Source organism: Haloferax mucosum ATCC BAA-1512, from assembly GCF_000337815.1.
GTDB classification, from domain to species: domain Archaea; phylum Halobacteriota; class Halobacteria; order Halobacteriales; family Haloferacaceae; genus Haloferax; species Haloferax mucosum.
Map to the genome: position 1 here is coordinate 1 of NZ_AOLN01000007.1, position 25,722 is coordinate 25,722.

33 protein-coding genes, 1 tRNA gene and 1 CRISPR repeat array are annotated in these 25,722 nt (G+C 56.4%); of the genes, 12 read left to right on the top strand and 22 right to left on the bottom strand.

Features of this window, described 5'->3' with window-relative positions:
• Positions 1–39 precede the first annotated feature (39 nt).
• Positions 40–396: direct repeats of the CRISPR family, unit length 30 nt; unit sequence GCTTCAACCCAACTAGGGTTCGTCTGTAAC.
• A gap of 401 nt (positions 397–797) precedes the next feature.
• Positions 798–1,316, top strand: coding sequence for a hypothetical protein (locus C440_RS04690; protein ID WP_008318754.1), 519 nt, complete (start codon positions 798–800; stop codon positions 1,314–1,316).
• A 477-nt stretch (positions 1,317–1,793) separates the two neighbouring features.
• The gene (locus C440_RS04695) at positions 1,794–2,825 is read left to right on the top strand and encodes a tyrosine-type recombinase/integrase (protein ID WP_008318758.1); all 1,032 of its coding nucleotides are present in this window, start codon (positions 1,794–1,796) and stop codon (positions 2,823–2,825) included.
• A 49-nt stretch (positions 2,826–2,874) separates the two neighbouring features.
• Here the strand turns inward: C440_RS04695 and C440_RS04700 are convergent, their stop codons facing one another.
• Together C440_RS04700 and C440_RS04705 are read right to left on the bottom strand one after the other, a co-directional pair.
• The gene (locus tag C440_RS04700) at positions 2,875–3,519 is read right to left on the bottom strand and encodes a hypothetical protein (RefSeq protein WP_008318761.1); all 645 of its coding nucleotides are present in this window, start codon (positions 3,517–3,519) and stop codon (positions 2,875–2,877) included.
• Positions 3,520–3,633: 114 nt separating this feature from the next.
• A complete protein-coding gene (locus C440_RS04705) occupies positions 3,634–3,891 on the bottom strand; it encodes a hypothetical protein (RefSeq protein ID WP_008318763.1) in 258 nt (85 codons plus the stop codon).
• A 101-nt stretch (positions 3,892–3,992) separates the two neighbouring features.
• Here C440_RS04705 and C440_RS04710 point away from each other — a divergent pair, with 101 nt between their 5' ends.
• A complete protein-coding gene (locus C440_RS04710; RefSeq protein ID WP_008318765.1) occupies positions 3,993–4,619 on the top strand; it encodes a BglII/BstYI family type II restriction endonuclease in 627 nt (208 codons plus the stop codon).
• A gap of 12 nt (positions 4,620–4,631) precedes the next feature.
• Here the strand turns inward: C440_RS04710 and C440_RS04715 are convergent, their stop codons facing one another.
• A complete protein-coding gene (locus tag C440_RS04715; RefSeq protein ID WP_152417825.1) occupies positions 4,632–5,378 on the bottom strand; it encodes a BglII/BstYI family type II restriction endonuclease in 747 nt (248 codons plus the stop codon).
• 141 nt (positions 5,379–5,519) lie between these two features.
• On the opposite strand from C440_RS04715, the gene C440_RS16985 reads away from it, so the two are divergent.
• On the top strand, positions 5,520–7,706 hold the full coding sequence (locus tag C440_RS16985) for a pentapeptide repeat-containing protein (protein WP_083893988.1): 2,187 nt from the start codon (positions 5,520–5,522) through the stop codon (positions 7,704–7,706).
• A gap of 2 nt (positions 7,707–7,708) precedes the next feature.
• Here the strand turns inward: C440_RS16985 and C440_RS04725 are convergent, their stop codons facing one another.
• The 6 genes from C440_RS04725 to C440_RS04760 form a co-directional block, all read right to left on the bottom strand.
• A complete protein-coding gene (locus tag C440_RS04725; RefSeq protein WP_161605911.1) occupies positions 7,709–9,304 on the bottom strand; it encodes an ATP-binding protein in 1,596 nt (531 codons plus the stop codon).
• 166 nt (positions 9,305–9,470) lie between these two features.
• Positions 9,471–11,099, bottom strand: coding sequence for a DNA-methyltransferase (locus C440_RS04735; protein WP_008318773.1), 1,629 nt, complete (start codon positions 11,097–11,099; stop codon positions 9,471–9,473).
• Positions 11,100–11,193: 94 nt separating this feature from the next.
• Positions 11,194–11,385 (bottom strand): hypothetical protein, encoded by a 192-nt coding sequence (locus tag C440_RS04740; RefSeq protein WP_008318774.1) that lies wholly within the window; start codon positions 11,383–11,385, stop codon positions 11,194–11,196.
• Complete coding sequence (locus C440_RS04745) at positions 11,385–11,597, bottom strand: hypothetical protein (RefSeq protein ID WP_049915347.1); 213 nt, start codon at positions 11,595–11,597, stop codon at positions 11,385–11,387. The genes C440_RS04740 and C440_RS04745 overlap by 1 nt, the downstream gene beginning before the upstream one ends.
• A 196-nt stretch (positions 11,598–11,793) precedes the next feature.
• Positions 11,794–12,636, bottom strand: a complete 843-nt coding sequence (locus C440_RS04750; RefSeq protein WP_008318776.1) for a hypothetical protein — start codon at positions 12,634–12,636, stop codon at positions 11,794–11,796.
• A gap of 751 nt (positions 12,637–13,387) precedes the next feature.
• A complete protein-coding gene (locus tag C440_RS04760; protein ID WP_008318777.1) occupies positions 13,388–13,897 on the bottom strand; it encodes a hypothetical protein in 510 nt (169 codons plus the stop codon).
• 652 nt (positions 13,898–14,549) lie between these two features.
• Between C440_RS04760 and C440_RS17255 the strand changes: the two genes are divergently transcribed.
• Both C440_RS17255 and C440_RS04765 read left to right on the top strand, forming a co-directional pair.
• On the top strand, positions 14,550–14,747 hold the full coding sequence (locus tag C440_RS17255) for a hypothetical protein (protein WP_152417826.1): 198 nt from the start codon (positions 14,550–14,552) through the stop codon (positions 14,745–14,747).
• 145 nt (positions 14,748–14,892) lie between these two features.
• Positions 14,893–15,141, top strand: a complete 249-nt coding sequence (locus C440_RS04765; RefSeq protein WP_008318778.1) for a hypothetical protein — start codon at positions 14,893–14,895, stop codon at positions 15,139–15,141.
• A gap of 2 nt (positions 15,142–15,143) precedes the next feature.
• Here the strand turns inward: C440_RS04765 and C440_RS04770 are convergent, their stop codons facing one another.
• The 3 genes from C440_RS04770 to C440_RS04780 form a co-directional block, all read right to left on the bottom strand.
• Complete coding sequence (locus C440_RS04770) at positions 15,144–15,377, bottom strand: hypothetical protein (RefSeq protein ID WP_008318779.1); 234 nt, start codon at positions 15,375–15,377, stop codon at positions 15,144–15,146.
• A 5-nt stretch (positions 15,378–15,382) separates the two neighbouring features.
• A tRNA-OTHER gene (locus tag C440_RS04775) sits at positions 15,383–15,493 on the bottom strand.
• Positions 15,494–15,678: 185 nt separating this feature from the next.
• Positions 15,679–16,290 carry a site-specific integrase gene (locus C440_RS04780; protein WP_008318780.1) on the bottom strand — a complete coding sequence of 204 codons (612 nt, stop codon included), beginning with the start codon at positions 16,288–16,290 and terminating at the stop codon, positions 15,679–15,681.
• 270 nt (positions 16,291–16,560) lie between these two features.
• On the opposite strand from C440_RS04780, the gene C440_RS04785 reads away from it, so the two are divergent.
• Positions 16,561–16,857, top strand: coding sequence for a hypothetical protein (locus tag C440_RS04785; protein ID WP_008318782.1), 297 nt, complete (start codon positions 16,561–16,563; stop codon positions 16,855–16,857).
• A gap of 196 nt (positions 16,858–17,053) precedes the next feature.
• Here the strand turns inward: C440_RS04785 and C440_RS04790 are convergent, their stop codons facing one another.
• Positions 17,054–17,269: a hypothetical protein gene (locus tag C440_RS04790; RefSeq protein ID WP_008318785.1), complete on the bottom strand. Its 216-nt coding sequence runs from the start codon at positions 17,267–17,269 to the stop codon at positions 17,054–17,056.
• A 188-nt stretch (positions 17,270–17,457) separates the two neighbouring features.
• On the opposite strand from C440_RS04790, the gene C440_RS04795 reads away from it, so the two are divergent.
• Complete coding sequence (locus C440_RS04795; RefSeq protein WP_049915352.1) at positions 17,458–17,790, top strand: hypothetical protein; 333 nt, start codon at positions 17,458–17,460, stop codon at positions 17,788–17,790.
• Between the two features lie 27 nt (positions 17,791–17,817).
• Here C440_RS04795 and C440_RS04800 read toward each other — a convergent pair whose 3' ends face one another.
• The 3 genes from C440_RS04800 to C440_RS04810 all read right to left on the bottom strand — a co-directional run bounded on the left by C440_RS04800 (position 17,818) and on the right by C440_RS04810 (position 19,747).
• Positions 17,818–18,342 (bottom strand): S26 family signal peptidase, encoded by a 525-nt coding sequence (locus C440_RS04800; protein WP_008318789.1) that lies wholly within the window; start codon positions 18,340–18,342, stop codon positions 17,818–17,820.
• Positions 18,343–18,519: 177 nt separating this feature from the next.
• Positions 18,520–19,125: an SHOCT domain-containing protein gene (locus C440_RS17260; RefSeq protein ID WP_152417827.1), complete on the bottom strand. Its 606-nt coding sequence runs from the start codon at positions 19,123–19,125 to the stop codon at positions 18,520–18,522.
• 406 nt (positions 19,126–19,531) lie between these two features.
• Positions 19,532–19,747, bottom strand: coding sequence for a hypothetical protein (locus tag C440_RS04810; protein ID WP_008318793.1), 216 nt, complete (start codon positions 19,745–19,747; stop codon positions 19,532–19,534).
• A 251-nt stretch (positions 19,748–19,998) separates the two neighbouring features.
• On the opposite strand from C440_RS04810, the gene C440_RS04815 reads away from it, so the two are divergent.
• From C440_RS04815 to C440_RS04830, 4 genes are all read left to right on the top strand, one after another.
• A complete protein-coding gene (locus tag C440_RS04815; RefSeq protein ID WP_008318795.1) occupies positions 19,999–20,394 on the top strand; it encodes a hypothetical protein in 396 nt (131 codons plus the stop codon).
• A gap of 105 nt (positions 20,395–20,499) precedes the next feature.
• Entirely contained in the window at positions 20,500–20,790 is a 291-nt protein-coding gene (locus tag C440_RS04820; RefSeq protein ID WP_004516819.1) for a hypothetical protein, read from the top strand.
• Positions 20,783–21,181 carry a hypothetical protein gene (locus C440_RS04825; RefSeq protein WP_008318797.1) on the top strand — a complete coding sequence of 133 codons (399 nt, stop codon included), beginning with the start codon at positions 20,783–20,785 and terminating at the stop codon, positions 21,179–21,181. Before C440_RS04820 ends, C440_RS04825 begins: the two co-directional genes overlap by 8 nt.
• Before the next feature lie 133 nt (positions 21,182–21,314).
• A complete protein-coding gene (locus tag C440_RS04830) occupies positions 21,315–21,917 on the top strand; it encodes a hypothetical protein (RefSeq protein WP_008318799.1) in 603 nt (200 codons plus the stop codon).
• A 186-nt stretch (positions 21,918–22,103) separates the two neighbouring features.
• Here the strand turns inward: C440_RS04830 and tatA are convergent, their stop codons facing one another.
• From tatA to C440_RS04860, 6 genes are all read right to left on the bottom strand, one after another.
• A complete protein-coding gene (gene tatA, locus C440_RS04835) occupies positions 22,104–22,337 on the bottom strand; it encodes a twin-arginine translocase TatA/TatE family subunit (RefSeq protein ID WP_008318801.1) in 234 nt (77 codons plus the stop codon).
• A 48-nt stretch (positions 22,338–22,385) separates the two neighbouring features.
• The gene (locus C440_RS04840) at positions 22,386–22,940 is read right to left on the bottom strand and encodes a hypothetical protein (RefSeq protein ID WP_008318803.1); all 555 of its coding nucleotides are present in this window, start codon (positions 22,938–22,940) and stop codon (positions 22,386–22,388) included.
• A 112-nt stretch (positions 22,941–23,052) separates the two neighbouring features.
• Positions 23,053–24,066 carry a hypothetical protein gene (locus tag C440_RS04845; RefSeq protein WP_152417828.1) on the bottom strand — a complete coding sequence of 338 codons (1,014 nt, stop codon included), beginning with the start codon at positions 24,064–24,066 and terminating at the stop codon, positions 23,053–23,055.
• Entirely contained in the window at positions 24,059–24,883 is an 825-nt protein-coding gene (locus tag C440_RS04850) for a hypothetical protein (protein ID WP_008318806.1), read from the bottom strand. The genes C440_RS04845 and C440_RS04850 overlap by 8 nt, the downstream gene beginning before the upstream one ends.
• A gap of 1 nt (position 24,884) precedes the next feature.
• Positions 24,885–25,484: a hypothetical protein gene (locus tag C440_RS04855; protein WP_008318808.1), complete on the bottom strand. Its 600-nt coding sequence runs from the start codon at positions 25,482–25,484 to the stop codon at positions 24,885–24,887.
• Positions 25,481–25,684: a hypothetical protein gene (locus C440_RS04860; RefSeq protein ID WP_008318809.1), complete on the bottom strand. Its 204-nt coding sequence runs from the start codon at positions 25,682–25,684 to the stop codon at positions 25,481–25,483. The genes C440_RS04855 and C440_RS04860 overlap by 4 nt, the downstream gene beginning before the upstream one ends.
• Between the last annotated feature and the right edge of the window lie 38 nt (positions 25,685–25,722).

Consider the following 25,722-nt stretch of genomic DNA (forward strand, 5'->3'; position numbering starts at 1 on the left):
TTCGGTGAGATGCACCCGGCGTCGTTCGACCCGGAGGAAGCTTCAACCCAACTAGGGTTCGTCTGTAACAACACGGATAGGCTTGACGACCTATTCTCTGGGAACGCTTCAACCCAACTAGGGTTCGTCTGTAACGGACGTCCGCATCTCCGGCTTCGAGTTCGCCACCGAGCTTCAACCCAACTAGGGTTCGTCTGTAACCACGAGAACTCAGCGCCTTGAACTTCGTGGCAAGGCCGCTTCAACCCAACTAGGGTTCGTCTGTAACCGCTAAATTACTCGTTTCCTCAAAACACTCGGTGCTTCAACCCAACTAGGGTTCGTCTGTAACCGGCAGTGCTCAACACACTCCTGAGTGCGTTTGAGGCTTCAACCCAACTAGGGTTCGTCTGTAACCATGCCCAGTTCAGGGGCACACAGCCTTCTACGCACTGCCCACACTCAACAGTTTCCGTCGACCTCCAATAACCCTCAAACCCCCGGGGGTCGATGGAAATTCAGGAAGAACCCTCGAAACGAACTTCTGTGAGCCGGGTTTTTTGCGGAAGTTGAGTCAGATCCAGCCGAGCCTCACCTGACGAGTATTCTACTGGACCGCTATCGAATTATCCGATGAGTGGGTGCACGTAGTCTGCAATCGTTCCGGTAGCAGTACGCTCCCACAAAATTTTCAACCCGATATATCAACCTTCCAATATGAAAAACTCGCCCTCGTTGCCCTCCTTGCTGGACTAGTATTCCTTGCCGGGTGTTCCGGTGGTGCCGATACGTCCCCAACTGAAACCGAGAGTCCCACAATGACACCGACTGCGAGTCCAACCACCACAGTTGAGTCCACCAAGGTCGTCAAGTACAGTAAACTTAACAGCGGACAGCAAGCCGCGTTCGAGGACGCCATTCGAGATGAGGCACACTTTGTCCCGGATTCACCGTACATAAACGACTCTGCCGGATACGCCAACGTGGATTCCGACCCGTTTCGGGAACATGACTATGTCCGCTACAAGGGAGTGATATACCGGACTTCCGTCACTTGGGGCGACTTGTATGCCACCTACACGATTCGAGCATCAGTTGGCTCACCCGGTGACGACGACACCGTCGTGACATTCGAAAGCCTGCCGGCCGACATTCAGGATGAAGTCAAGACAGCTCTCACAGAGGGCGAGTACTTCGCACCAGTTGGCAAGTGGGACGTGCTTCCTGAGGTGTTACAAGACGTTGACTACGTCCGCTACGAAAACCAAACGTACGAGATGAGCCATATCGTCGGTGACGCGCCGAGCGAGGTGCTGACTGCTGAAAAAGTGGGGTGATTGCGTGGAACGAATCATCAATTCGTATATTTAGTTGCCGTTCGAATCTTTGGTTGCCCATGCAACTCGTTCAGGGGGACTCGCACGCGATACGCGGTTGCTGATCGAAATGCTCGATGACATTGAAAGTGGTAGAGAGTAGAGATGGGCCACTGTGGCTCGCTTCGCACGCCACAAGCATCTTGCTCACACCGTTCGCGGGGACGGCTCAGATTCGAACCCGACGAGACTCCGTCTCGCATCTTTACCAAGTGAAATCTCCCACACCTCTCAGACCGCTCGCTGTCGCTCGTGGTCTGTGAAAGGTGGGGAAAATATGGGCCGGCTCAGATTCGAACTTCGTTCGCTCGCTGTGCTCGCTCTCTAATCGCGCTCCCGACGGTCGCGCGATTGAGGTTACGGCCACCAACTTCCTGAAAGAAAGTTGGCTACCCAACCACCGTGTGCCGCCCATCACGCCGCAACTGGTGCCTCAGAATGACGGAACCCCAGAACCCACTCGAACCACTCGAACCCAGAACCGCCGTCGAAATGTACCTTAACGACCGACGCGGCGAAGTCTCCTCGGCGACACACCAAAGTCACGGCTACCGACTCGAACGCTTCGTCGAATGGTGTGACGAGAACGCCATCGAGAACCTGAACCCGCTCACTGGACGCGACATCCAGTCGTACAAGATCAGTCGGAAGCGAGATGGACTTGTTCCGACATCGCTGAAAGGCCAGCTCGACACGCTCAGGGTCTTTCTCCGGTTCTGCGCGTCCATCAACGGCGTCCACCCGGAACTCCCAGAAACGGTCAACAGCCCATCTCTAACCGATGACGAAAAGCGTGGAACGGACGTGATTCGTAACAGACGTGCTGACCGGATCCTCGCCCACCGTTCAAAATACGACTACGCCAGTCGCAAGCACGCCCAGTTCCGACTCCTCTGGGCGACGGGAATGCGGATGGGTGCCGCCCGGAGTATCGACCTCACAGACCTCAATATCAAGAACCAGTACGTCGATCTCCACCACCGACCCGAGACCGAAACCCCCCTGAAGAACAACGTCCGCGGGGAACGTGAGATCGCGCTCGACACGCAGACGGTCAACGTGCTCCGGGACTACATCGACGAGAACCGTGAGAACTCGACCGACGACTACGGCCGCGAACCATTGTTGACGACGGAGTTTGGCCGGGCGTCGGACAACTCAGTGCGGGCGTGGACGTACCAAATGACGCGCCCCTGTATGGCTGGGATGGAGTGTCCACACGGCCGCAAACCAGAGACGTGCGAAGCCGTCGACGGCGTCTCTCGGATGTCGGCGAGTAAGTGTCCCGACTCGGTTGCACCTCACGCGATCCGTCGAGGAGCGATCACCCACCATCTCGCCCAAGACACGCCCACGAAGGTGGTTTCCGACCGAATGAACGTCGGAATGGACGTGCTGGAAGAACACTACGACGCCCGTTCAGAGCACGAGAAAATGGAGCAGAGACGCAACCATCTCCCCGACATCTGACCGGGTGGTTCGGCACCCACCACCCAACGAGTAATCAGCAAACTGCCAGTCAGTCGGCGGTTGTCTTCTGCTCTTCCGATGGTTTCTGCCACTGTGTGACCGCTCTTGAGGCGTGGAAGGACACGTAGAGAAGGAAGAAGCCGAACAGAAGGATGATACCCTTCTCGATGAGCGAGAACGAGGAGAGCTGCGTGCCTGACCAGATGTAGAGCGACACCGAGTACTGGACTATAACGACGAATATCAGGCCACCACGGGAGACGTCGCGGGCGAGGGCGTCAAACGCGTCTCGGATGTCGGCGTGAGAATCCACAATTGACGACACGTTCATCGCTAGTGCGAACAGGACGGCGAATGCCAGCACAAGTCCCAACGGCTGAACTTGAATCGACACCACCGTGAGGACGAGAAGGGCAAGGAACGCCCCGACGTGGAACGCGACGATGCCTGAGTTGTTCTGCCGGAGAGCGTCGCCCAAGTAGTACCCCGTACCGAGTCCAATCAGGGCGATTCGGACGGGTGTGACAATCTCCTTTCCAACAACGGCAAGTCCGATGGATGTCCGCATTCCCCGGTTCAGAACGACGAGGAGCAGAATCAGGGCTACGCCGGCGACGAATGCCGGTAGGTGGTACTGCTGCAGTTTTTGAAGGATTTCGGTCTCGTCGCGTTCGTCCACCTCTTCACCTTCCATATCTTCTGAAAACGGAATGTCTTCACTTAAAACATCTTCCCGGGGTAGTACGTCGCCATCTCGATGCCGACCTTCCACGAGAAGACCGCGAGCACGTCCTCGACAGGATGTATCTCACTCAGGTCGAATCTTGACAAAGCCCGACGAAGGGGACATCTCTCCGTCGATATCGTTTAGGGAGAGGTAAAACGAATTGTACCCTTCCAACTCTCCATCGATCAGCTCGGCGATCTCTTCCGCAGTCTCACGCGACAATGCATCAGCCTCACCACCAGCGGTCACAGTAATTCCATCCGTCGGTCGGTGATGGACTGATGCGTCGTACTCGTCGATTATGTCCTCAACAGTCTCAATGGCACTATTGTCATTCATACTGTCACACCGCGGCGGGAGTACCATAAACGAACTTACTGGAGGTCACTCAGGTCTACCGATTCAGTGGTTTTATCGCGGATACATGAGGAGTGCGGCTTATGGATATTGTTCACACCTACTCACATTTTGGCGGAGCCGAAATCCTCGAAGCCCGGCACCCGACTTTGAACGATGAGATCAACGAGACGATTGAAGCGGTCGCCAACCCCGGCCGAGGGAAGATTAGTCAGGAGGCGACGAATAAGGGCGAGAAACTTTTTTCGCCGAAAGAGCTGAACACCGCGTTCGAGAAAGAGTTCGAATCGAGGGGCTGGGAGGAGGTCAGAGAGAACTTCACTATCTCCATCCCAGATTACGAACACGAGGTTAGTGGTTCGTACTTTCAGGTTGACTTCGAGAAGGATGGTATCTTCGTTGAGGTTCAAAAAGGCAAGTACTTTGCAATGTACTACGACCTTGCCAAATTCCAGTTCTTGTACAACAGAGGTGATCTGGAGGTCGGCATTGAAATCGTTCCCTCTCACTTCCTCTACAGGCAGATGTCCTCGGGGGTATCGTACGGTGAGAAACTCGTCCACGACTTAGAGCGCATCGGGGGGAATTTCCCACTGGTACCCCTGAAGGTGATTCTGATCGATATGCCTCTCGAAGGTACGGACTATATGATGAACGAGCGCAAGAAGGTTCGTGGACTCAACGGGGAAGACAGCCAACAGCGGAAATGAAGATTGTCGCAGTCAGAAGTCGGCGACGGTCTGTTGGCTGGTCACTCCGACTTCGGCTTCAAGGTTGTTGTGGTCGATACTCGGACGTTCAAACCCAACACCAATACCGACCACCGGAATCCGGTACTCCTCGTTCACGTAATCCGTTGGTAAGTGGCTAATCTCGGCCTCCAACTGCTCGTAGTACCCGACGCCAGTCGACATATCCTGAACGAGATTGTTGGACGGCAGCACCTCGATACCGAGACCAATCTTGTCGTGTTGCTGGAAGTGGCCAAATTTCGCCAGCACGTCGTAGATCATAAACGCGTACTTGCCGAACTGAATCTCTACGCAGCAACTGTTCTTCCATCCGTCTACGGTACGTTTCCCGTACCGTTCACCGGGAGAAATGTCGACTTCACACTCAGGGTCGCCGATTGACCGTGGTTCCTTTCCAATTTCCTCGATCTCGGATTTGTTGCGGCCCGCGGAGTGGTCAACAGCCCACCCATAGGTGTCGTGGAGTTGTTCGATGAGGATGTTGTGGTTCATCGTACCGGGGGAAGCGAGGAATTTCCCCGACTTCGATGCCTCCTTCGTCCGCTTGACGAAGACCTCGTCTGCCGTGTTAGATTCAATCGCTTTGACCAACTCGTCGTACTCGTCGCGGTAATCAGACTGGAGCGTTTCGAGGCCGCCACCGAAAGAGAAGATGTCCGTGACCCGCATTTGGGCATCTTCTGGTACGGGAACGATAGGGTCAGATCCGCTTGACATACCCGAGCCGACGAATTCGGCTCAGATAAAGGCAATGACCAATGAGGAAGTCAATCAATTGGCTCACGGTGAATTTAAACGGTTACCCATCTTTGTTAAACTAACCCGAAAATGACGCGCTTCCGAGGACTTCAATAAATTATGAGTGGTGAGATATGTGGTACTATTGTTGAGGCAGAATATTTGCCTAACAAGTCAGATTGGGTTTGTAAAAGAAAGCCTCAAGATGATTTCGACAAATGTGTCTGGCATCGTCGGCCCTCTGAGAAAGATGTATCAGACATTGAGAAGGCGCTTGAAGAAGATGAGGAGCCTCTGTACGGTGCAGACCTTTCGTCTATGGACATTTCAAGTTTGAAATTCGACAATTGTGACCTATCTAACGCTGATTTTTATAATTCGCAGCTACGGGATGTTCAATTTGAATCTTCACGTTTAGCACACTCAACCTTTGATAAATGTCGAATGTCGAGGGTGAAATTCATAGACAGTAACCTCAATAATGCGAAATTCAATACACCAGATACCGAATTAATAGAGTGCAGATTTGAGGGGGGAGAGCAGATTGGCGTAGAGTTCAAAAATACAGACATCGCCAAATCAACATTTTCTGACCTTTTGGTGAAAGATTCATCTCTATTTGACGCTAGCTTCAAAAGGTGTACCCTGTCTGGGTTGAGTATCTATGATAGCGTTCTAAATCTATTGTCTATCAAGTATTCTGAATTGTTTAATGTTAGAATACAAAATTCAAAATGCGAGGAATTAACGATTGATTCTGGAGAGATACAGAGCACATCATTTGACAAACTTGGCCGATCTTCAACTGTTTCGATTCAAGGAACTTCAAAAACAGATATTGAATTTGGAGGTGACAAAGTTGACGAGATTACGTTCACAGGATGTTATGATGCCGACTTTAATATTAACTTGAAGCACATTGGGTCGTTAGATTTTAATAATGTTGAAGCGGGTAGTTGCAAATTCCACATAAATAAAGTCGATGCATTTGTTGCAGATGACATATCAGTTGATAACCTTCAACTTAATATCAAAAATATAGCTCATTCTGAGATAACTGGTCTAACTGTTAACGAAGTTGGAGAACTACACGACGCGACGATTGAAGGAGGCGAGTTTAAACACGTCTCAGTCTCTGGTGGATATATTTCGGACTTCGAATTTTTGGATATAGATATTACCAAGTTAGATATAGATGGTGGAGAAATATCCGGAACTATCTTTGAGTCGGGTACATTGGCTGGTTCAAATTTCAGTGGAGCCACCATCAGTAATTCCAAGTTTAGAGAGATCAATCTTTGCCGTGTCAATCTTTCAAATGCTGTTCTTTCAGGAGAAGTCGAATTTAAAGAGGTTGATGCTACGTCTGCAAATCTGACACAGGCGAAAATGAACGGTAGATCATTTCAAGGTGCCAATCTGGAAGAGTCTGTGATGAGAGATACCGACCTCAGAGGAACTGATTTGAAAGGCGCAAGGCTGTTTGACGCTGATTTCAATACGATACGGATTAACGACCAGACCGACCTCGGTGACCGGTGTCATTATGAATATTTAGCAGATCTCGATGCAGAATGTAATGGCCCTGAACAGTCCGATTCGGTCGAAAATAATGATTTGGAATACGAAATTGATGACCTTGTAAGGAACTCGTCCTTTCTTAGTCGGCTAACTCCGACACCCATACGAACGTGCAAGCGATTTTGGAATAGATTTCGGTCAGATAGTACGGACGGCTGGGCAAAACAAAATGCTGAATTATTAAAATCATCTGCTCGTGTATATCGAGCATATCAACAGCTTTTGAGGGCAAATTCATTGCCAAGTCGAGTTAGGCATTTTCGGATTAGAGAGAAAGAAGCACGACGAAAGCAAGCATTTGTAGAGGGCGATATTATCGCGTGGATGCGTCTGTCTGCTCTCAGATGGTTCATCCAATATGGGGAACGGTACCGGAATGTATTGATCAACTCCATATTTGTTATTCTTCTCTGGGGTATCCTGTACTTACATACGGGCGGCATCAGGAACTCTACCTCCAGTGGTGATCCAATCCAAAGAGGTTCGGTTGCATTTATTCGTACAGTTGCTCGATGGATAGTCGAGATATTACCGGGAACATATGACCAGACAATACAGCTCCTGACTAGTATGTATTTCAGTGTAGTTACGTTCACTACACTTGGTTACGGCGACTTTCAGCCCGCTTCCGACTTTACTCGCCTTTTAGCTGGCGTGGAGTCATTAATTGGCGCCGGCCTCACCGCAGTTTTCATATTTATTCTCAGTCGCAGGGCCACTTGGTGACGCTATGGTTCAATAAATTCGTCATCACCTTCGTAGAATTCCTGAATAAACGAAGTCCAATGTCTTCTTTGTCTTTCATAGAACTTCTTAATCCGTTCATTTTGATAGGAAACGTCCTCAGCTTTCGCCATTGACATTAATAGCAGATCAACGTATTTTTTCACGTCTGTTGCATCCAATTCAGGATCAGATCCATCAATTCCGTTATCAAGGTGTTTGTAGAATTTCTCGTAGAACAGATGATTGGGATTAATCAAAACTCTAATCTCCTTTCCAAACCACATAACGTCGTAGAAATTTCCGCTCCTAGGCGGTTCAATGTTGATTTTGAAGAATTGGTCACCGTCAATGATCTGTGTTAATTCGTCCTCAAGTTGGCTCTTTTGCTCGTCTGTCAAATCGTCTCGATCAGATAGCTTTTCGAGTTGTCTTTCTGCCTCATCTATCTGTTCCTGTACTTCCGATTCGTCAGGATCATAACTACTCCGGGGGAGTACAGAATTCCTATTAGACGCCGTTTTTTCAGCTTGGGTTTGTCCCACGTTTTTTTCACGGTAGCGAGTGATCGCTGATTGTCTCTCACTTGAGATTGTATCCCTCAACTGTCGAAACTGAGGCGCCAATGCTTCTTCTAGTTGGCTCCGAAGCTCGTTGTCAAGAGAAAACCTGCTTTTATTCGTTTGTACCCCAAATAGATGATCAAGTTCGGATGGGAAATGGATTCTAGCTCTAAAGTAATTGAGATCGTTGTGTTTGGTGAATAAACTGAGACTAAGAGCGGATCCGATCTCACGGTTTTCACGGACAATATAGAACCCTTGCTTCTGCTGACCTATCTCTAACTTGTCTTCTGCATTACGCCGAATAATCTCGTCTATAGGTAATTTGAAAAGTTCAACAGTGACTTTTGGTGGCTCACTCCCCTTATGCTCCACCTCTGGGAATTCAAAAACAAACGGGTCTCCCCAATTCTCCGATTTTTCTCCGAGAAGGTTCACTTCTTCTGAGTTATCGATTCTGATCGTTGGGTCGTGTACTTGAACTAACTCATCATTAAGATATATCTCTCTACCGTCTGCAAGAATTTCACGTTGTACTTGTGACACATTGTTTTCAATGTACTCCACCAGTGAATCTGGGCGTTTTCTATCCGGACTTCGTAGGTGTGGGATAAGAATGATCGTTCCACTTTCGGTTTGTTCATCAAGGTGGAAATCAAAATCTTTGGAGGGTGGTTGGCGCTGCTGTTCATCCGGAATCAAGACATCATCCATACGTCCTAACTCGTCCACATCCAATCTGTTGAAATAAAACGGCTGTCCTTCAACCTTAGAATATATTTCAGTCCTATCAGCTTGACAAAATGCGGAAGATGGAAGACCGAAACCAAATTTCCCTGTTGTTTCGCGATCTCGATCAACCTTTCCTCCAAACTTGAGTACTTCAACAAGGTCATCAGGTTGTATTCCCTCTCCGTCATCCTCAACGATTAGAGTTAGCCCACCTCGATCATTTTTTTGAACCGTAATCCAGATATTGTCTGCATTTGCATCAAAACTATTATCTATAAATTCATTAATTGCATCCGTTGTATCCAAGCCCAAATCACGAACACTACGTACAAATAACTTAGGCGATATCAGACTGTTAGATTGCTGATCTGAAGCCATTATTGAGAATGTATTTTCCCTATTGACTTATCAAACCTTGCAGAACTACACCACCGAAATAGGGAACAGATACGGGACTATTCCTTGGTGTAAACTAAAAATCGCTCAAGCTTGAATTGCGCCCTGATGAAGACCCGCTATTCCCGTTCTTCTCACGCCACTCATCCTTAGGTTCCTCAACATCACATTCGAGATTCGAGATGATGGCTGGGTAGTGGTTCTTCGACGTGTTATCACGCCATTTCCCGGTTGAACGAACACTCTGTGCCCATTCCTCGACGCTTATCTTTCGTTCGTAGATGTTCTGGGTGTCGTTACTGTAGAGATACAGACTGGACGGCCAGTCCCACGCATCTGAATCGATGAGTGCGACCATCTCGGAGACCCTCTTCACCTTGATGTTGGCAACGATACCGAACTTCGAACAGGGTGCCTCGTCGGCCACCTTCTCCGCCGCCTCAGTGATCTCTCGAATCTCCTCGTCAGAGAGTTCGTCGTCCACCACCCAGTACAGGTCGTCCTCCATGAAGAGGTGGTCTTTGTCGAACTTCTCGTGATCAACGACCTCGTGAGACATCTGGAACGCCGTGTTAATACCCAACTCGTCAAGAGAGTCCGCACCAACCTCCTTACGGATCCGCCGAGTCATTTCCCGCGGATAGTTCAGTTGACGGAGCGTGCAGATGGTTTGCTCCAGCAGCTCCTGCCGGCGTTCAAGCGTGTCGCCCGCATCCATCCGCTCTTGCCAGTCATCGAGCAAGTCCTCACGGAGGCTCTCGTACATCTCTGGGTAGACTTCGCTCAGTTCGACACCGAGTGGTTTCCGCCCCATCGCCTCAGCCTGCGCGAGCACAGTACCAGATCCAGCGAACGGGTCGAACACTACATCTCCCCCGTCGGTCGTGAGGTTGGTAATTCGCTCAACCATCTCGGGTGGGAACGGAGCGGGGTGGTCGATGTTCCCATCGCCCCACGAACCCTGTGTCGGAGTCACCATCCGCCAAATGTTCGACGGCACCTTCCCACGCGGGTTGTACCGCTCGGGGTAGCCAACCCACCACTGTTTGAACTCGTCCGGGTCAGCGATGCGGATGTTGTCGAGATTGAACTTGAAATCCTTCGTCTTCGAGAAGCATAGGATGTACTCGAAGACGTTTCGGAACTGCCCCTTCCTACTCCACGGACGAGCACGCTTCTTGTCCCAGACGACGACCTCCTGCAGACGCCACGAGTTCTCCAGCGGGTCGTGCGTCCAGCCGCATTGTTCACACTCCAATTCACCCGTTTCTCGGTTCTTCACGAGGCGGTCATTACACTCCTCACACCGTTCGACGCCTTCGAGGTTCTCGCAAAGGTCGGCGATATCGAACGGGATTCGCACCATCCGCTGGTCTTTCTTGATGGTGTTGACGACCACCCAGAGCGTCCCCGTATCCTTCGTGACGTCGTACGTCTGCCTGTAAACGTCACGGAGGTCTTCGAGGTAGTCGTCGTAGGTCTGGCCGAGACCGATCTGGAGTTCCTCGTCAGCCTCGTAGTTCTTCTTGTCGGCGTACGGTGGTGACGTGACCGTTGTGTCGACAAGGTTGCCGTCCAATTCCTCCTCAGTGAAGTTCGCCGAGAGAACTTCCTTGAGGAACCTTGTGTCTCCCTGATACATCCCGTAACGCGCGTCATCCGGCAGTCCACCCGCGACTCGTGAGGCCGAATCCTGTGAAGCCATTTAATTAGTACCTCGTTTTTCCGCAGGGCATATTTACCCTACGCATAGCTCTCGACATCCGTCTAGACCCATAAAGGCTGCAATACCCACCCCTTTACTTATCCGAGGGGTGGCTGCCCGGTTCTGATCCCGGCTCAACCTCGGTCACGTCCAGCACGTGCGGGTGAACCATCTCCTCTTCCGACCGGATGACCATCGCGAGCGTGTCGTACTCGCCGTCGAACCCCTTTGCTTCCACGTAGACAGTCTCCAAATCGTCGCGGAAGGTCGATATCTCCTCCAACATCACCTGACGCGTCCACTTGTCCGGTCGCTCACCTGTCTCGATGATATTCGTGACCGTTCCGCGCAGAAGGAACCGTTCGGCGAGCTGGTCAAACGGTGGGGTAGTTCCTTCTCGAACATCTCAAGCGCACAGTCGACTTCGACATAGTCGCCTTCTGCGAGATCGTCAATTGTCTGGGCAGCACTCTCGACATCCTGCTCGGCGTCGCTCATACACGCCTCGCTACCGATTAGAAGTCCGTAAAAGGTGGTTATCTCCGCGCCGGCACCATCCGCGACCAACGCACCGGAAGCGGGTCGGAAACCCGTTCCACGCCACACTCACACCGCGCTTTGTCGCCGCAGCGGCGCACGCGTTCCCTACACTCGTGGCAGATCAGCCACGTGTCTGTGTGGGCGGTCATCGTCGTCATTCTTCGTCGCCCCCGGACTCGGCGGCCTCCAGCACGTCCCATTCGGCCAGTTCCTCGGTGTCGTCGTCTTTGTTCTCCTGTTCGTCGCCCCCATCGTCCGCCTCAAGTTCCTCGATGTGTGCGACAAGTTCCGACCGGAAGTCTTCAAGCCGCTTCGCACCCGGGTGATGTTCTGGGGCCTCGTTGACGAGCCTGTCGAGAAAGTTGAGCTTTCCTCGGAAGGGCCCGGCGGGGAGGTCGTCTCTGGACATCGCCTTGCGCGTATTCTCGATCCATTCTTCTGCCGTGTCGACGAGGTATTCTTCGTCGTCCGCGAGGATACCATCATAGTCCTCGTTGTACCCCTCTGGGAGATTGTCAGCGTCCTCGGGTGGGTGTTCATCGAGCATATCCACCACATCGGCGAGGTAGTAGTGGATGTTCCTCGGTGCGCGCTTGTCCTTGTTATCTGCACCTGCCGCCTTGCGGACGACGATGGGGTCGCCCTCGCCGAGGTGCTTCTTCAGCTGCCACCGTACACCACCTTTCTTGCTGACGCCCTCGTAGCGGCAGATGGCCGCCAGAACGCGCTTCTTGTCGGGACGGTCACGCGGCCACGAGGCGAGATGGTCGGGATTGATCGCCGGCGCGTCAAACCGCCAGAGGATGTCGCGGATCTCGTCCGTGTCGAGCGGCGTGAATCGCTCCGAGAGCGGGTCGTACGTCGCTTTGTCGTCCAGCCTGTCGTAAGCGTCGTTGATGAGGACACGCACCGCTTGCGCGTCGCTGCCGATGTTCTCTGCCTCTTTGATCGCGTCGAGGCGCTCTTTCTCTTCGTCGCTGAGGTTCCTGCGAACCATCGTTGCACTCGCCTGTAATGTAGGAGAGCTGATAAGTGTTGGTCAACAATGCTCTTTCCTATATGCTGGAAAGGTGACTCCACCCTCACCACGTCGCTGAAACGGCCGAATCTCGCCGTGTCACGACCCGTCCAATCCTCCCCCACTCGATGTTGTACATCTATCCTCTCTTCTATATCGTGAAAAGGTGTGGACTGGTCGTGAAGGCCGGTCGAGAGAGACGCCGACGTCTCGTCCTTTGCCACATAAACCCCCCCTTACCACCCTCCCCAAACCCCCACCACACCCCGTCTACCTACTACTACTTACTAACCATAAGTATTATAATAAATATACAATAGGGGGTAGGGTGGTTGTTGGGGATGGCGTGAAGAGGAGGCGTGGTCTGGGGGCGTGTTGGGCGTGGTTCGACGAGTTCTCTCGACCAACCCACACCTTTCCACGATATAGAAGAAAAAATAGTTGTACACACAGGAATGGGGAGAATCTCAAACCCGTGAAAACGGACGTTTCAGCCGTTCCGGTGGTCTTCAGAGAACCAAGAGACACCTTTTCGTGTTATAGAAGAAAGAATAGTTGTACAAACAGTCCAGAGTCCGACAGCGACCGTGAGAGCGGCGTTCTTCTCCCACGTGACCCAACCGACAGTCTCGACCGTCGAGCGCGACGTGGTGACTGTCTCCCGCCCATACGTCCACATCCGCGACTTGACCGGTCACACGTGCCAGCGTGCAAAGGCGGGAAGTCCGCATCAGTCGTCGCGGAGAATAGCGTCAATGTCCACCGCGTCCGACTTGACGAGAATCTCCTTCACCGAGTCCAACGTCCGCTGCTGCCGTTCGACCCGTGATTCGAGTTCCTGCACGCGTTCTTCGAGACCCGCGACATACGCCTCGTTTCGCTTGACGCGTCCGTCGAGTTCGGTGACCTTGCCGGCGAGTTCGCGTGGTTCGCCGGGGCGAATCACGTCCACGCGTTCACGGCCTTCGTCCGTGATCCACGCAGTCAGCGGATCCGGAAGTGCGCCACGGTCACCGTCGGTCTGGAGCCGGCCAACGTCGACCCACGGTGTCTCGTCGAGGTCGTGGAGGGTGCGTCGGATGGTTCGTCGAGACACGTCCCCACGAACGAGGTCGTGGAAATCTCGCACGGTCAGGTTCTCGTTGTCGTACCGGTCGAGGAGAGTGACGATGGCGCGGGCAGTTCCCGTGAGTTTCGTCCCCTCAACCGTCGTTGAATCGATGTCGTTCACGTCTTTCATCGTGTCTAGTTCTTGACACCGAAGGGGCATAAGCGGACATCCGTCCCGGATGTTGTCCCGGACGGTGTCCCGGCTCGCGACAATAAACACCGGCCAGACCGGGGTTCTCCCGGGCCGTGTGGCCCACCGCGACCGGGGAGAGGAGGGTTCCATCTCCACCACGAGGTTCCCTCTCCTCTCTACCGCCGGCGACGACTGGGGTTCAGGTTCCTCGTCGAACATCTCGATGGCGGTGTGTCTCCGTGCAGGCTGGGTTCCTCGTCTTCGCGCGGTGATCCGCCGAAGTTCATCGGAACCAAGGGGGTAGGGTTCCCGTGCCTCGTCGGGGGGGCTGGGTTCCCGTTTTCATTCAAGACTCGGTGTGGGGGTGGTACCGAGTCAGCTCCTCTCGGCGACGTTCTCGGGGGTTTACATTCACGACGTGGTGTGTCCACCGGCGTCGCCGCCGGCGAGATTTACATCGGAAGTGAGGGGCGGGGGGGACACACCACTTTTTCAAGTCCGGATCGCCCGACGGCGCGGCGTTTTCATCGGAAGTCGAGGGGGTGGGATTCCCGGGTTCTCGACGCGAAGCAAGGGGGTTCACCCCACCCACCTAAGTCTTAGGCTTTATAAGGGGAACGACTATCTGGGCGGCTGAGAACCGTCCCCTATGCCATCTGAATTCGACGCGAACGACCGACACACGCACGCCTACACCCGTCTGCTTCGCGGCTGGATTTCGTGTCCTGAGTGTGGGAGTACGGCGGTTCGTGTGGATCCACATCCGCCGCTGGCGGTCATCTGCGACGACTGCCAGCACGCGTGCTACGACCGGAGCGAGGACACGGAGGTGTACGAGCGTGGATGATGTGTAGAACGGGGCGTTGACGCCTGAAACTCCCGCAAGAAGGCTTTTGACTGATCCGTGCGACAACGAACGTGGGCCGGGAAGGCCCGGTGGACTTGGGGGAGTCATCCCACACTGGGGTGCCAACCCCTTTTCTGGTACGATTATGACTGACGAAGACTGGAATCGACGACGAGAAGCGGCGGAGGCGGCGGTTGACCTGCGCGATGTGATGGTGGAGATCCTCTCCGCCCCCGGCGAAGGCGACGACGACGCTACCGAGGCCAAACGGCACGCTGCGGTGGCGTTGGACGGGATCGAGGCCGCCGAGGAGGCCTTGCGGTTGTGGCGCGACATCGACGAGGAGGCGGTCGAGCTGCTTGGCGAGGAACCGTTCGAAGTCAGCGAGGAGTAGGGTCAGTCGATCACGTCGATGTGGGTGACGACCCATTCGCGTTCGCACGTGTGACAGTAGTACAGACGGGATGGGTTGATCTCGCCACGCGTTCCGATGAACTCCATCTCGTTGAGGCACAGGCTGCACCCCGGTCGGGACTTCTCCACGGCGGCGTAGCCGCATTCGGGGCAGTAGTCGTAATATTCGGCGAACCACGAGTCGCAGTTCCCGCACTGGTGGGTTGGTTCGTCCACAGGAAGGAGACGGGTGGGATTCGAACCCACGCAGGGCGTGTTATCCCGAATCTCGCGGGAGCCTCTTTTTGCCCTATGATAGGGGTACAGGCCTTTCCAGACTCGGCCACCGTCCCGAAAGCGGATTGGCCGGGTAGGGTAGTACCATACCACGTGACCACCGCGAGGGCCACGTGGCCACGGCAGAGGCGGGTGAGGCCTCACCCGTGACCCGGCTTTGGTCGGTGACGCCGGTATCGTCGGCGCTTCCGTACCAGATGGATCCGGGTTGCTGTGGTAAAAACGGCTCCCCGAAGGGGGGTCAGTCCCAGCCGGCGGAGACCATCTCGTCGCGGATCTGCTCGTCGGTGGGGCGTGTGAGATAGGGCGTCAACGCGTCAAGACTGCTCCATCCGCCAACTGTCATCACCACGTGGGGGTTGATGTCCTGACGGACGAGGAGGGTCTGTGCGTAGTAGCGGCGGAGGTCGTGCGACGACAGCCGCGACCAGTCAGGGTTCCCGGTCTTCTCTGCGAGTTCGTCGCCGAGTTCGCCGACCATCTGGCGCACGCGTCGTTGCTTGACGCCGAGTAGGGGTTCGTCGTCCTTGGCGTCGAGTTCGAACCGGATACGGAGCAGCTCCCGCTCGGCGTCGGACGGAACCCACGCGTCTCGTGCCTTGCCACCAGTTCCCGTCGTGTCTTTCCCCGACTCCTCGGGCACGCGAAGACGATAGTGGCCATCTTCGTCGCGGAGGTGGTCGTACCGCATCGCTGCGATTTCGCCGGCACGGAGGCCGACCCGTCCACCGAGAAGGGTGGTTGCGTAGTGCTTTGGACTTCGTTCCTTGGCGTGTTCGGCGAGGTGGTCGAGTTCGTCAGATGTGAGCCAGACCTTCCATTCGTTCTCTGCGGACGTGCTTTCAATCTGCATTGCTGCCGGATATCAGAGTTTCCGGCACTTATGCTCGACTCGACAGGGGGCAAACGGGGCTGCTGTCCATCCGAGGTGTCCGAAAACCGGCGTCTCGGCGGGTTCGGTTCTCTGGAACTGCCGATAATTGGGACAAGTCGGCAGCCGGTCTCCTCGCTGACGACCCACCCCCTTCGGTTCCGATGAACCGTAGATCCCTAAGTACCAAGTAGAGGCCCCAAGGTGCCCAGACAGTGCGCTTATCCGATCGACGGCCCAAGGTGTAGGTGGATGGCAAGAAAGCCCTCCCGAAACCGAAGACAGGCAGACAAGAAGCTACTCGCGGCCCACAAACAAGTCCTCGCGTTGTGGAGCGAGCGCACCCTGAAGGAACTCGACCCGCTCGTGATTCACGACCCGTTCGGCAAGCCGGAGACGCTCGGTGACCTCGAAGAGGAGTTCTACGAGGCCCGCCGACGGGAACTGGAGCGCGTCCATCTGGAACCCATCAGTTGGATTGCAACGAGTGAGTTCCGCACAAACGTCCCCGACGACTGGGAAGCGATAGTCGTCTCACGCGGCGAATAGGCCGCCCTTCTCCCCGTTTTTCATCGGAAGTTGAGGGGGTGTCACTCGGTCTCGACGTGCAGCACCTCGTCACAGCGAGGGTCGACCGCGACCTCGCACCCGCAGGCCGCGCAGTCGCGCAGTTCGCCATCATCGTCGACTCCTGTGTACACGACCCGACGGCCACCACGTCGTTCACACGTCGCTTTGACGACGCTCACGACTCCATCACCTCGTCGAGCGGTTCGAGGTCTTTCCACCGCTCTCGTCGTTCGTCGAACGACTTCTCGGGGTGCGTGAACGCCTCACGCTCACCCACCGAGATGATGTGCCGCGCTCCACAGTGGGGGCACCAGTCGTGCTGTAGGTCTTGTTCGATGTTCCATTCGACTTCATTTTCGCACGCGTCGCACGTGTCGTTGATCGTCACCATACAGGTTCGATGTCAACAGCTACACAAAAGGGCCCGCGTCGGGCTGCTCACTCGTCTACCCATCGCCTGCTCGACACCCCCTCCGGTTCCGATGAATGGTGGAACCCTAAGTATCAAGTATGGCCCGTAGAGGTCGTGAGGTGCCCATTCAGTGCCCTTTTCTGAGTGCCACCCCTACACCGAGGTGGATGGCAAGAAAGCCCTCCCGAAACCGAAGACAGGCAGACAAGAAGCTACTCGCGGCCCACAAGCAAGTGTGTGCGGTGTGGGACGAACGCACGCTGAAGGAACTAGACCCACTCGTGGTTCACTGTCCGCTCTACAGACCCGAGGCACCCAGTGACCTCGAAGAGGAGTTCTACGAGACCCGCAGGCGAGAACTCGACGCGCCCGGCGCGGAGCGTGAGATTCTCCACGAAGCGCGTCGCACTCGCAGAGAGATGGTGGCGGAGTTAGACGCGTCCTCGGGGCAGCGAAACCGGCACTGGCGGGAATTCGTTCCGAAGGCACCGCGGCGCTAACCCCTACAGAAGGAATCTGTGGGCTGCTCACGCACCTAACCACGTGATGTCCAGCCCATCATCGTCGACGATGGCCACCACGCGTCCTTCGACCCACTCCTCTCGGACGGGGCCATGGCGACCTGCGGCTTGGTCAATCCGGGGATTGTTGTCGCCCTTCGTGATCCACCCGGCGTTCGGCGCGGGGCAGTTGGCTAGTTCCTCGCAACCCGTCGCGTCGCCGAGGAACTGTGGGTCGGCGCGGTCGTACCAGTTCTCGCCGGCCTCAACGTGGAACAGGACTCGGAGACCCGTCCGGGGCGCGTCTGGTGCGTCGTAGATGACCACGTCACCACGGGAGATGTCGCCGAACCCTTCGTCGTGGACGAGTCGGTCTCCACCGTCGATGAGCGGCTGCATACTGCCGGTCGGGGCCGCGACACCCACAGGGAGTACGAGAGCAAGGAGTTGCATTCCGACGAACGCGTGGGGTGCGAACCAGCCGAGGAAGTCGTACAACGAGACGAAGCCGACGCCGGCGGCGACGGCCTGCAGGGTTCGGTCACTGATCATCGTTCTCGGAGAGAAGGCCGCCAGCAACTTCGAATCCGGCGAGTACCGCGATGGTGCTTGCTACGCCGGCAACGAGGAACAGTGGGGCTGGTAGGAGCGACTGTAAACCGAGTATGACGGCAGCCCAGACGAGGGACACTGGCGGGACTACGACGGTCACCCACACCAAGACCCGAATCATCGATCCATCACCCGCTCTTCGGCGGTCTCTTCGTGTTCCTCGTCAGCGAACTCGTCGTCAACTCTCTCCTCGAACTCGACCTCGTCGATCTCGCCGCGGATGTACGCTTCGCGGGCCTCGTCGAACGGATCATCATCGTCGGACTCGTCGGCCAGCACGGGCGTCACGTCCCACTGACGCTTCCACCCGGGTTTCTGCCGTTCGCGGATTCGGGTGATCTGCTCGTACTCGCCAGCTGCTAACGCGGCCATCGCAACTGCAGCCAATGTGATGGTCGCGATCTGGATTGTGGTTGCCCCACCGCTAGGTAGCACGGTTGCAGCACCGCTTACCAGCGCGAAGAAGCCACTCTGAATCAGGTGGTACCAATGTGGTTCTTCCGATGGTGAGGCTGGTGTTTCTGGCGGTTCGCAGTCCTTACACGTCGGGTAGTGGAGCGTGTGCCCACCACCCCTGAATCTATCCCGTATTGCGGCGACCGAGAATCTGTTGACGTAACCGCTCTCGACCGGGTTCCTGACGTGGTAGGTCTCGACCTCGTACCCGTCTCGGAGATCCGTGCCACACTCGCTGCACGTCGTCGGGATAATTCGGTCACTCACAGTCACCACCCGCCTGAGTCGACGGTATGCGCCCGCGAGTCGTTCGCGTACAGACGGGGTGCCTGCGAGGCGTGGGCACCACGAGTTGTGCTGACCGTTCCGAAGCCGACCGCACCACGGACACGTCATTCACCCCCACCACCCGCGAAGTCTCGCGCTACCCTGATCTGCTGCTGGTACACCAGCTCCAACCGGTCACGACCCGCAAGGTCGACGTCAACACCAGCCACCGCGATGGCGATGGCGGACATCTCGTGGGGTTCGATGGGGTCTTCCCCGGGGGTGGCAGCGGCGACGAGTTGGGACGCGTAGATCCGTTTCAGGGCCGTCTAGTCACGGATGTCCGACTGGGCGTGGTCACGGACGGCGGCGACGAACTCAGAGGGTTTGAGGGGTCTCTCGCCGCTCATCGGGGATCACCGCCGTGTTCGACGAGTTCGTACAGTCCGACGTTCACTTTCTCGACCCGACCATCGAGTCGGAGTTCGCGGAGGTGGTGCTGGGCGGCGTGTTTGCTGGGGAGGGATGTTTGATCTACGATGTGCTTCGGGGTCGCGCGTCCTTCACGAAGGACGGAAACGACCTCGCTTTGCTTGGGGGACAGGGCGTTCTCGTTTGCCATTCTATCCACTTACTGATACGTTGTAGTGCCACTTAGTCGTCTCGCCCGTGAGGGTGCGCAAACGTGTTATTGGGGCCTGAAAAGTGTGTTGACTGGCCACCTCGGAAACCCCCTATACGTCGTAGCCCGTCGAGGGAGAGGTTTATATGTAGGACTACCTGACATACAGATGACGACGATGATGACGACGCAAGACGGAGGTGATGACGGGGGACAGACCACGAGATAGCCGCGATACACACAGCACCACAATGACCGACGAAGAACTCAACGGCGACGAACAGGACAAGAACAAAGACGACGAGAAGTCCAAAGGCGGAATCGGTGCGGAACTCCTCGACCCCGGCGACGTGGACAGGTGCTCCCACCCGTACACCCGCGAAAACCCACTCTGGTGGGCTGACCTTGACGACTCCGGCGACCCCCGCGAGTACATCGCCGAACTCGCGCGGTCAATCCGCGAGCGGAACAACGACCCCGAGATGGTGGCTCGTCGCGTGTCCATCATCCTCGGCGTCGGGTACCACGTAGACGAGTACACCGCCGGCGTTCCCCCGAGGAATGCGTGTCAAATCCGAGATGGAATAATCGAACTGCCTGACGGGTACGACGACATCCGCGTCAAGCTCGGGGGCGTGCAGCTCTAACGCACCCGACCAACCCTCCTCGTTCGCCAACGGTCGAAACGCCCACACGGGCGTCGGCACGTGATTGGCCCCCGTGCCCTGACGAGACCGGCCAAACCTCCAGAAATGAGAGAATTCAGAACCACCGACGAGGGCGAACTCGTCGGCCCGCAAATGCACAGCGCACTCGAAAAACTCGATAACGGCGCGTACGCGTCGATGAACCAACTCGCAATCGCCGTCGGGCCGAACGGTAGCCAAGACTACGGTTACCGTGTCGTCCACCGCGTCCTCCGCAAAGGTTTCGCGGAACTCGACCCTGACCACGAGAAGGCGACGCCGAACGGCAAAGGCGCGGTCGTGCTGACGACGAAAGGCGAAGCATACCTCGACGAAGAGGGTGATTCCGATGAGTGACACCACCCACCCACCGACGTGGGAAGAGGGGGTCGTCGAGGAGACGTGCCACCCATCACACGCCCGCGAAGAGTGGGTCGCTTACATCGACGATGTGTACGCCGCCATCGCCGAGAACATCAACATCGAGGAGATGATCGCCAGCGACGAGGCGGAGGTCATTGTCCAGCCTGAGGCGGTCGTCGTGGTGGCACGCAACGACCCAATCTGGTACGACGACGTGGTTGGCGCCGTGTCGTGGGAGATGGACTACGACGAGGCGTACGCCGTGGTGGACGCGGCCTACACCGCAATCACGATGGACGCGTGTTCCCGTGTTGGTGGGGACGAGAAGTACCCGTTCGGATGGTCGAACGCGTTCGCCCTCTCGCACGAGGACGTCGACCTCTAGTTCCAGAACCAACCCCCGTTCCCATAGAACGGCCGAAACGCGGCACCGAGCCGCGTCGCGCCCACACTGGCCCGTGGGTGCCTGACGATGACCGTGGCCCGACGACGACTGGAGAACAGGCCAACGACTACCAATGTCAAGCAAGCACCCATCCACATCGACGACAGACGACAAACCAACCGTTCCCCACTGGACGCACGACTACGAACTAGTCCGGATCGGTGGTGACGACGCGGAGATCGTCGAGCTGATCTCGGGCGCGAGAGCGCAGTCCTACACCGAGAACCGAACGCGAGAGGTCATCCACGATCCTTCCCACCGAGACGCCCGAGACACGTTCAGTGTGGGCGACCGTGCCGAGGTGGCCGTCGCTCTCGCACTCAACCGGAATCCACTCGAAGCCCTTGATCTTCGGAAGAGCGAGACCGGAGATGATGGTTCCGACCTCACCCTCGGATGTGGTGCAGCGGTGGACGTGAAGGGTCACGAGAACCTTCCCATCGGTGACCCACCGAAGCTCCTCGTTGAGGAAGAGAAGGTGGAGCGAGGCGACGCTGACGTGTACGTACTCGCCCAAGTCTGGGACTCGGAATGGGCGGTCGTCCACGGCTGGACGATTCGCAAGGAACTGATGTGGCTCGGTCACGTTGAGCGTGAATGGTGGAACGAGGACAACTGGGAACTCGACGCCGAGAAACTCCGTTCCGTTGACCGACTTCGAAACTGGGACTTCTAACCGGAACCATACCCTCGCGGGCGTGCAACTTTTGTTTTCTAACCGACAAGTAGAGAACGCCGTCGTGCGACTATGCGGCGGTCGTGTTGCGTATCGCGTTCAGAAGACACCAATGCGCCATTGCAGACGGGTTCCACTCCCCGTCACCTTCGTCGCTCTGTACCCAAGAAAGAGGTTGGTTAGTCGTCAGTCCGCCGGTTCGAGGTCTTCATCGTCCACGTCTCCACCGTCTTCTGCTGCACCCTGAAGGGCTTCCTTACTCTCCTCAGCACCGCGTTTGAACTCACCGAGAGCCTGACCACTGGCCCGGGCGAGTTCGGGGATCTTGTTCGCGCCAAATAACAGCACTGCGATGAGCAACACGACCAGCAGCTCGACGCCGCCGGGAATTCCAATCTGTGCGATCGTTGGGTCAATCACGTGCGTATGTCAGTTCTGGAACAAGAAAAGCCGCGGGTGCGAACGGGTTCACATCATCTCCTCGAACTCTTCCGCGAACTCATCTGGGATGTCGAATGGGGTAGGTGATTGACTCTGGGCAAGTTCGAACTGCAAATCCATCTCGTCTAGAGCCATCGGAATCGCACTCACGACCGACATAATCTCACTTTCATCGGTGCTGTCTATTCGGAGAACCGAGTGAACAGTTTGCGCACCAGACACCTCCATAGTACCCAAATATTCCACTTCCGGGAACGCGGTTTTCGCAGGGTCGAACAGCTCTTCAATAGCGTCCCACACCTCCTCGTCAAGAGACGCGTTCATCTCCACCTTGACCTCGACACTACTGTTGATCCCTCGCCCCAAGTACCACTTCAGCTTGGCCACCCGCGACAGCTCGTAAATACGGATCTCGTCGACTGTGGCCGCAACCCTTCCGACTGTGTTTCCACGGCCCTTCATCCGCTCACGTAGCCGGTTCTCGAGTTCTACACGTGTGTCTCGAAACGAGAGCCAGTTCTGCCAGATGATGACGAACGTCCCCATCGCACCTGCGAAAAGAACCAACTCGTACGGTGTCATACCTCATCGTTACTGTCAGGATGTATGGCCGTTGTGTTCCACACCCCCTCCCCCCTCTGTGGGGGTCAAGGCGCGAGCGCGTCGCCCACGTGCGTGTGCTCGCGAAGGGTGGTCAATCCTCGTCGACGAGGTGGCGGTGGTTGTAGCAGTACCTCGACGCGTCGGGTGGATATTCCGCATCGGCTGGGCACGGGTTGCCGGCGTTCGTCTCGGCCTCGCACATCGGAGCCTCGTCGGCCTCGTCGCCGACGACGTCTTCACCGTCTTCCACGTCGAACTCGAAGTCCGCAGTGTCCATCGTGTCCCACTCGACGTTCGTGCGTGGGATCCCGTCGAGGCGCATACACACGTCTGCGACGCGGATCTCCTCGTTCTCTTCTTTCAGGCCGGTGCCGACGGTCGCCTTCTTCTTCGAGTCCTTGCGACAGACGAGGAGTTGTCGGCGAACGTCTCGCGGCACGTCGCGGCCCGTGTGGCCGATCAGGATGATGTTCCCCTCGTACTTGCGGATCAGCTTCAGAAGCTTCGAGAGAACCTTTCCCTCGTTCATATCGGCAAATTGCAAGACCTGAGCCGCCTCGTCGAGGATGAACAGCTTGCGACCGTTCGTGGTCTTCAGCCAGTGTTCGACTTCAGACCACTTCTGGAACGTCTGGAACTCGTCCTCGGTCGCGTTCGACGCGATGGAGGGGTCGGGGTAGACACGCCGGCCGATTTCCGCACCGAGGAAGTACGCGAAGTCCGACTTTCCCACGCCAACCGGGCCTTCCGGTGGTGTCGGGGCGTAGACGTACAGCGCGAACGCTGGATAGTCCCGCCAGAGGCTCTCGAGTTCCTCAATGGTGCGGTACCCTTCGAGACCGGAACGGTTCTTGCTGAGGCCCGTGAGGTGGTTGAGCGTGGGCGTGTGGCCACGGACGACACCCTCGCGGATGTTCTCCGAGACCTCTTTCTCCAAGATCCGCTGGTAACGCTCGTCGTCCGCTCCATCGGGCGAGTGTCGTTTGATCCGTAGGAGGATGTCGTGGGCGTCAGAGCCAACGAGACCCGCCTCACGAAGCGCAGGGAGGCCTACGTCAGCCTCGTCAAGGAGTTCTCGGGCTTCGCCGAAGACATAGTCACTCATCGCTCTCACCGCCGTGTTCGGCATTCTCGTCGCCTGTGTCGAGCCGTTCAAAGTCAGATGGGTCGGCGCCCGGGTTGTCTCGGAGGATCTCACGAGCCGCCTGTTCCTGCGGTGTCAGGTCATCCTGACGGACGTTCTGACGGACTTCCTGTACGCGCTGGTCAACAGGCCCGAACACAACCTCGGCGTCGTGTTCTCCCTTCTCTTCCAACTCACGCGTCTCGTTGGAGTAGTAGTCCGCCGCCATCTCGTCGCGGATCTCGGGGAGAGACTTGACCACCTCGGCGTACTCGAACGTCTTGTCGCGGAAGTGGCCACGTTGTCGCCAGATGGCGTCGGTGAACGTCTCGACCTCCACATCGGTCAGTTCTCCGATCTTGGATCGGGCGGGGGCCTGCTCAATGACAGCGACTTCCTCTTCGTCGTCCCAGTCGAGTTCGCGCACCACGTGATTCTTCGAGCCTTCCATCAGGTACGCACCGCTGGTGGCCATCGACTCGTTCCGGCGGTTCTCCCACCCGTCTCGTGGGACGAACCACGTCTGGAAGGTCTCGCGCTCGGAGTCGGCCACGGCGACCTCCTCGTACTCGGGTGGGGTCGAGAAGATATCTGCGAGCTTCATCCCGCCAATGTACCCGATGACGCCGGCGATAGTTGCCCCAATGAGAACGTCGATGAGCACCGGAGGCACCGTGAGTTCGCCACTCATCACACCGGCGGTGAGACCACCGAGGACGAGAGCGGTAACTGCCGACGAAGGGACTGCTTGCTTGAGGCGGTTCAGAGGGTCTTGAGTGTCGTCCTGTTCTTCTTCCATTTCACTTGCGCCGCCAGACCTCGTGGGCCTTGACGGGTTCTTCGAGTTCTTTGGTTCTAGATCTGTACGCGACGAGTCCGGTCACTGCGACGCCACCAATCGCGCCAAGAATCAGTGCCGGCGTGGGTTCGATGGTCGAGAGAACGTCTCCACCACCCGTACCCTCCCCCTCGATGACAACCGGCTGCCCATCGACGGAGATCTGGGTGATCTGACCGGCAGGGCCGTCCGTCGCGGGGTAGCGCGTCGTCACCTCACCCGTGCGCAGGATTGCGTCCGTCTGTACGGCGGGTGTCCTGACACCGGGTTCTCCCCGGACGGTACCACCCACGTCGGCGTACTGCACGCTCACGGGCGCAGCGTCCGGAGATATCCACCACGTCACCGCTACCTCGTCGTCGCCGACGAACTGGTAGTCGACAATGTAGACGCCGTCGTCGATCTCTGCGAGGTACTTGTCGGGGGCGCCCTCGGCGGTCGCGGTCGTGTTCGCCGAGGAATCCGAATCGGTCTCGTCGCTCTGTGCGGCCACGATACCGATACCACCGAGGGAGACGGTGGCGACGAATGCGGCCAGCAGCAGCGCGAACGCGCGATTCATACTATCACTCCAAGCACGTCCGTGAGGAGGCTCGGATCTAGATACTGGTTGAACAGGTCGTTCAGAATCGCGGCCACGTCAATCACGCCGTAGCGGTCAGCGAGATAGACGGCACTCGCAAGGCCGATGAGCGGAACTGCGAAGTCACTCACGAAGCCTACGATGGCCTTTGCAATTGGGTACAGTAGCGGAATCACCACTACCTGAATGTCAACGCCCAAATAGGAAAAGCCGCACG

Bases quoted from the DNA above. Each gene is read 5' to 3' on its own strand.
- C440_RS04785 (WP_008318782.1), top strand. From the start codon at position 16,561: ATGGCAAGAAAGCCCTCCCGAAACCGAAGACAGGCAGACAAGAAGCTA.
- C440_RS04815 (WP_008318795.1), top strand. From the start codon at position 19,999: ATGACCGACGAAGAACTCAACGGCGACGAACAGGACAAGAACAAAGAC.
- C440_RS04690 (WP_008318754.1), top strand. From the start codon at position 798: ATGACACCGACTGCGAGTCCAACCACCACAGTTGAGTCCACCAAGGTC.
- C440_RS04760 (WP_008318777.1), bottom strand. From the start codon at position 13,897: ATGAAAGACGTGAACGACATCGATTCAACGACGGTTGAGGGGACGAAA.
- C440_RS04715 (WP_152417825.1), bottom strand. From the start codon at position 5,378: ATGTCAAGCGGATCTGACCCTATCGTTCCCGTACCAGAAGATGCCCAA.
- C440_RS04790 (WP_008318785.1), bottom strand. From the start codon at position 17,269: ATGGTGACGATCAACGACACGTGCGACGCGTGCGAAAATGAAGTCGAA.
- C440_RS04745 (WP_049915347.1), bottom strand. From the start codon at position 11,597: ATGAGCGACGCCGAGCAGGATGTCGAGAGTGCTGCCCAGACAATTGAC.
- C440_RS04705 (WP_008318763.1), bottom strand. From the start codon at position 3,891: ATGAATGACAATAGTGCCATTGAGACTGTTGAGGACATAATCGACGAG.
- C440_RS04845 (WP_152417828.1), bottom strand. From the start codon at position 24,066: ATGAGTGACTATGTCTTCGGCGAAGCCCGAGAACTCCTTGACGAGGCT.
- C440_RS04830 (WP_008318799.1), top strand. From the start codon at position 21,315: ATGTCAAGCAAGCACCCATCCACATCGACGACAGACGACAAACCAACC.
- C440_RS04795 (WP_049915352.1), top strand. From the start codon at position 17,458: ATGGCAAGAAAGCCCTCCCGAAACCGAAGACAGGCAGACAAGAAGCTA.
- C440_RS04710 (WP_008318765.1), top strand. From the start codon at position 3,993: ATGGATATTGTTCACACCTACTCACATTTTGGCGGAGCCGAAATCCTC.
- C440_RS04780 (WP_008318780.1), bottom strand. From the start codon at position 16,290: ATGCAGATTGAAAGCACGTCCGCAGAGAACGAATGGAAGGTCTGGCTC.
- C440_RS04735 (WP_008318773.1), bottom strand. From the start codon at position 11,099: ATGGCTTCACAGGATTCGGCCTCACGAGTCGCGGGTGGACTGCCGGAT.
- C440_RS04850 (WP_008318806.1), bottom strand. From the start codon at position 24,883: ATGGAAGAAGAACAGGACGACACTCAAGACCCTCTGAACCGCCTCAAG.
- C440_RS04855 (WP_008318808.1), bottom strand. From the start codon at position 25,484: ATGAATCGCGCGTTCGCGCTGCTGCTGGCCGCATTCGTCGCCACCGTC.
- C440_RS16985 (WP_083893988.1), top strand. From the start codon at position 5,520: ATGAGTGGTGAGATATGTGGTACTATTGTTGAGGCAGAATATTTGCCT.
- C440_RS04800 (WP_008318789.1), bottom strand. From the start codon at position 18,342: ATGATCAGTGACCGAACCCTGCAGGCCGTCGCCGCCGGCGTCGGCTTC.
- C440_RS04765 (WP_008318778.1), top strand. From the start codon at position 14,893: ATGACTGACGAAGACTGGAATCGACGACGAGAAGCGGCGGAGGCGGCG.
- C440_RS04695 (WP_008318758.1), top strand. From the start codon at position 1,794: ATGACGGAACCCCAGAACCCACTCGAACCACTCGAACCCAGAACCGCC.
- C440_RS04810 (WP_008318793.1), bottom strand. From the start codon at position 19,747: ATGGCAAACGAGAACGCCCTGTCCCCCAAGCAAAGCGAGGTCGTTTCC.
- C440_RS17255 (WP_152417826.1), top strand. From the start codon at position 14,550: ATGCCATCTGAATTCGACGCGAACGACCGACACACGCACGCCTACACC.
- C440_RS04700 (WP_008318761.1), bottom strand. From the start codon at position 3,519: ATGGAAGGTGAAGAGGTGGACGAACGCGACGAGACCGAAATCCTTCAA.
- C440_RS04840 (WP_008318803.1), bottom strand. From the start codon at position 22,940: ATGACACCGTACGAGTTGGTTCTTTTCGCAGGTGCGATGGGGACGTTC.
- C440_RS04820 (WP_004516819.1), top strand. From the start codon at position 20,500: ATGAGAGAATTCAGAACCACCGACGAGGGCGAACTCGTCGGCCCGCAA.
- C440_RS04750 (WP_008318776.1), bottom strand. From the start codon at position 12,636: ATGGTTCGCAGGAACCTCAGCGACGAAGAGAAAGAGCGCCTCGACGCG.
- C440_RS04740 (WP_008318774.1), bottom strand. From the start codon at position 11,385: ATGTTGGAGGAGATATCGACCTTCCGCGACGATTTGGAGACTGTCTAC.
- C440_RS04825 (WP_008318797.1), top strand. From the start codon at position 20,783: ATGAGTGACACCACCCACCCACCGACGTGGGAAGAGGGGGTCGTCGAG.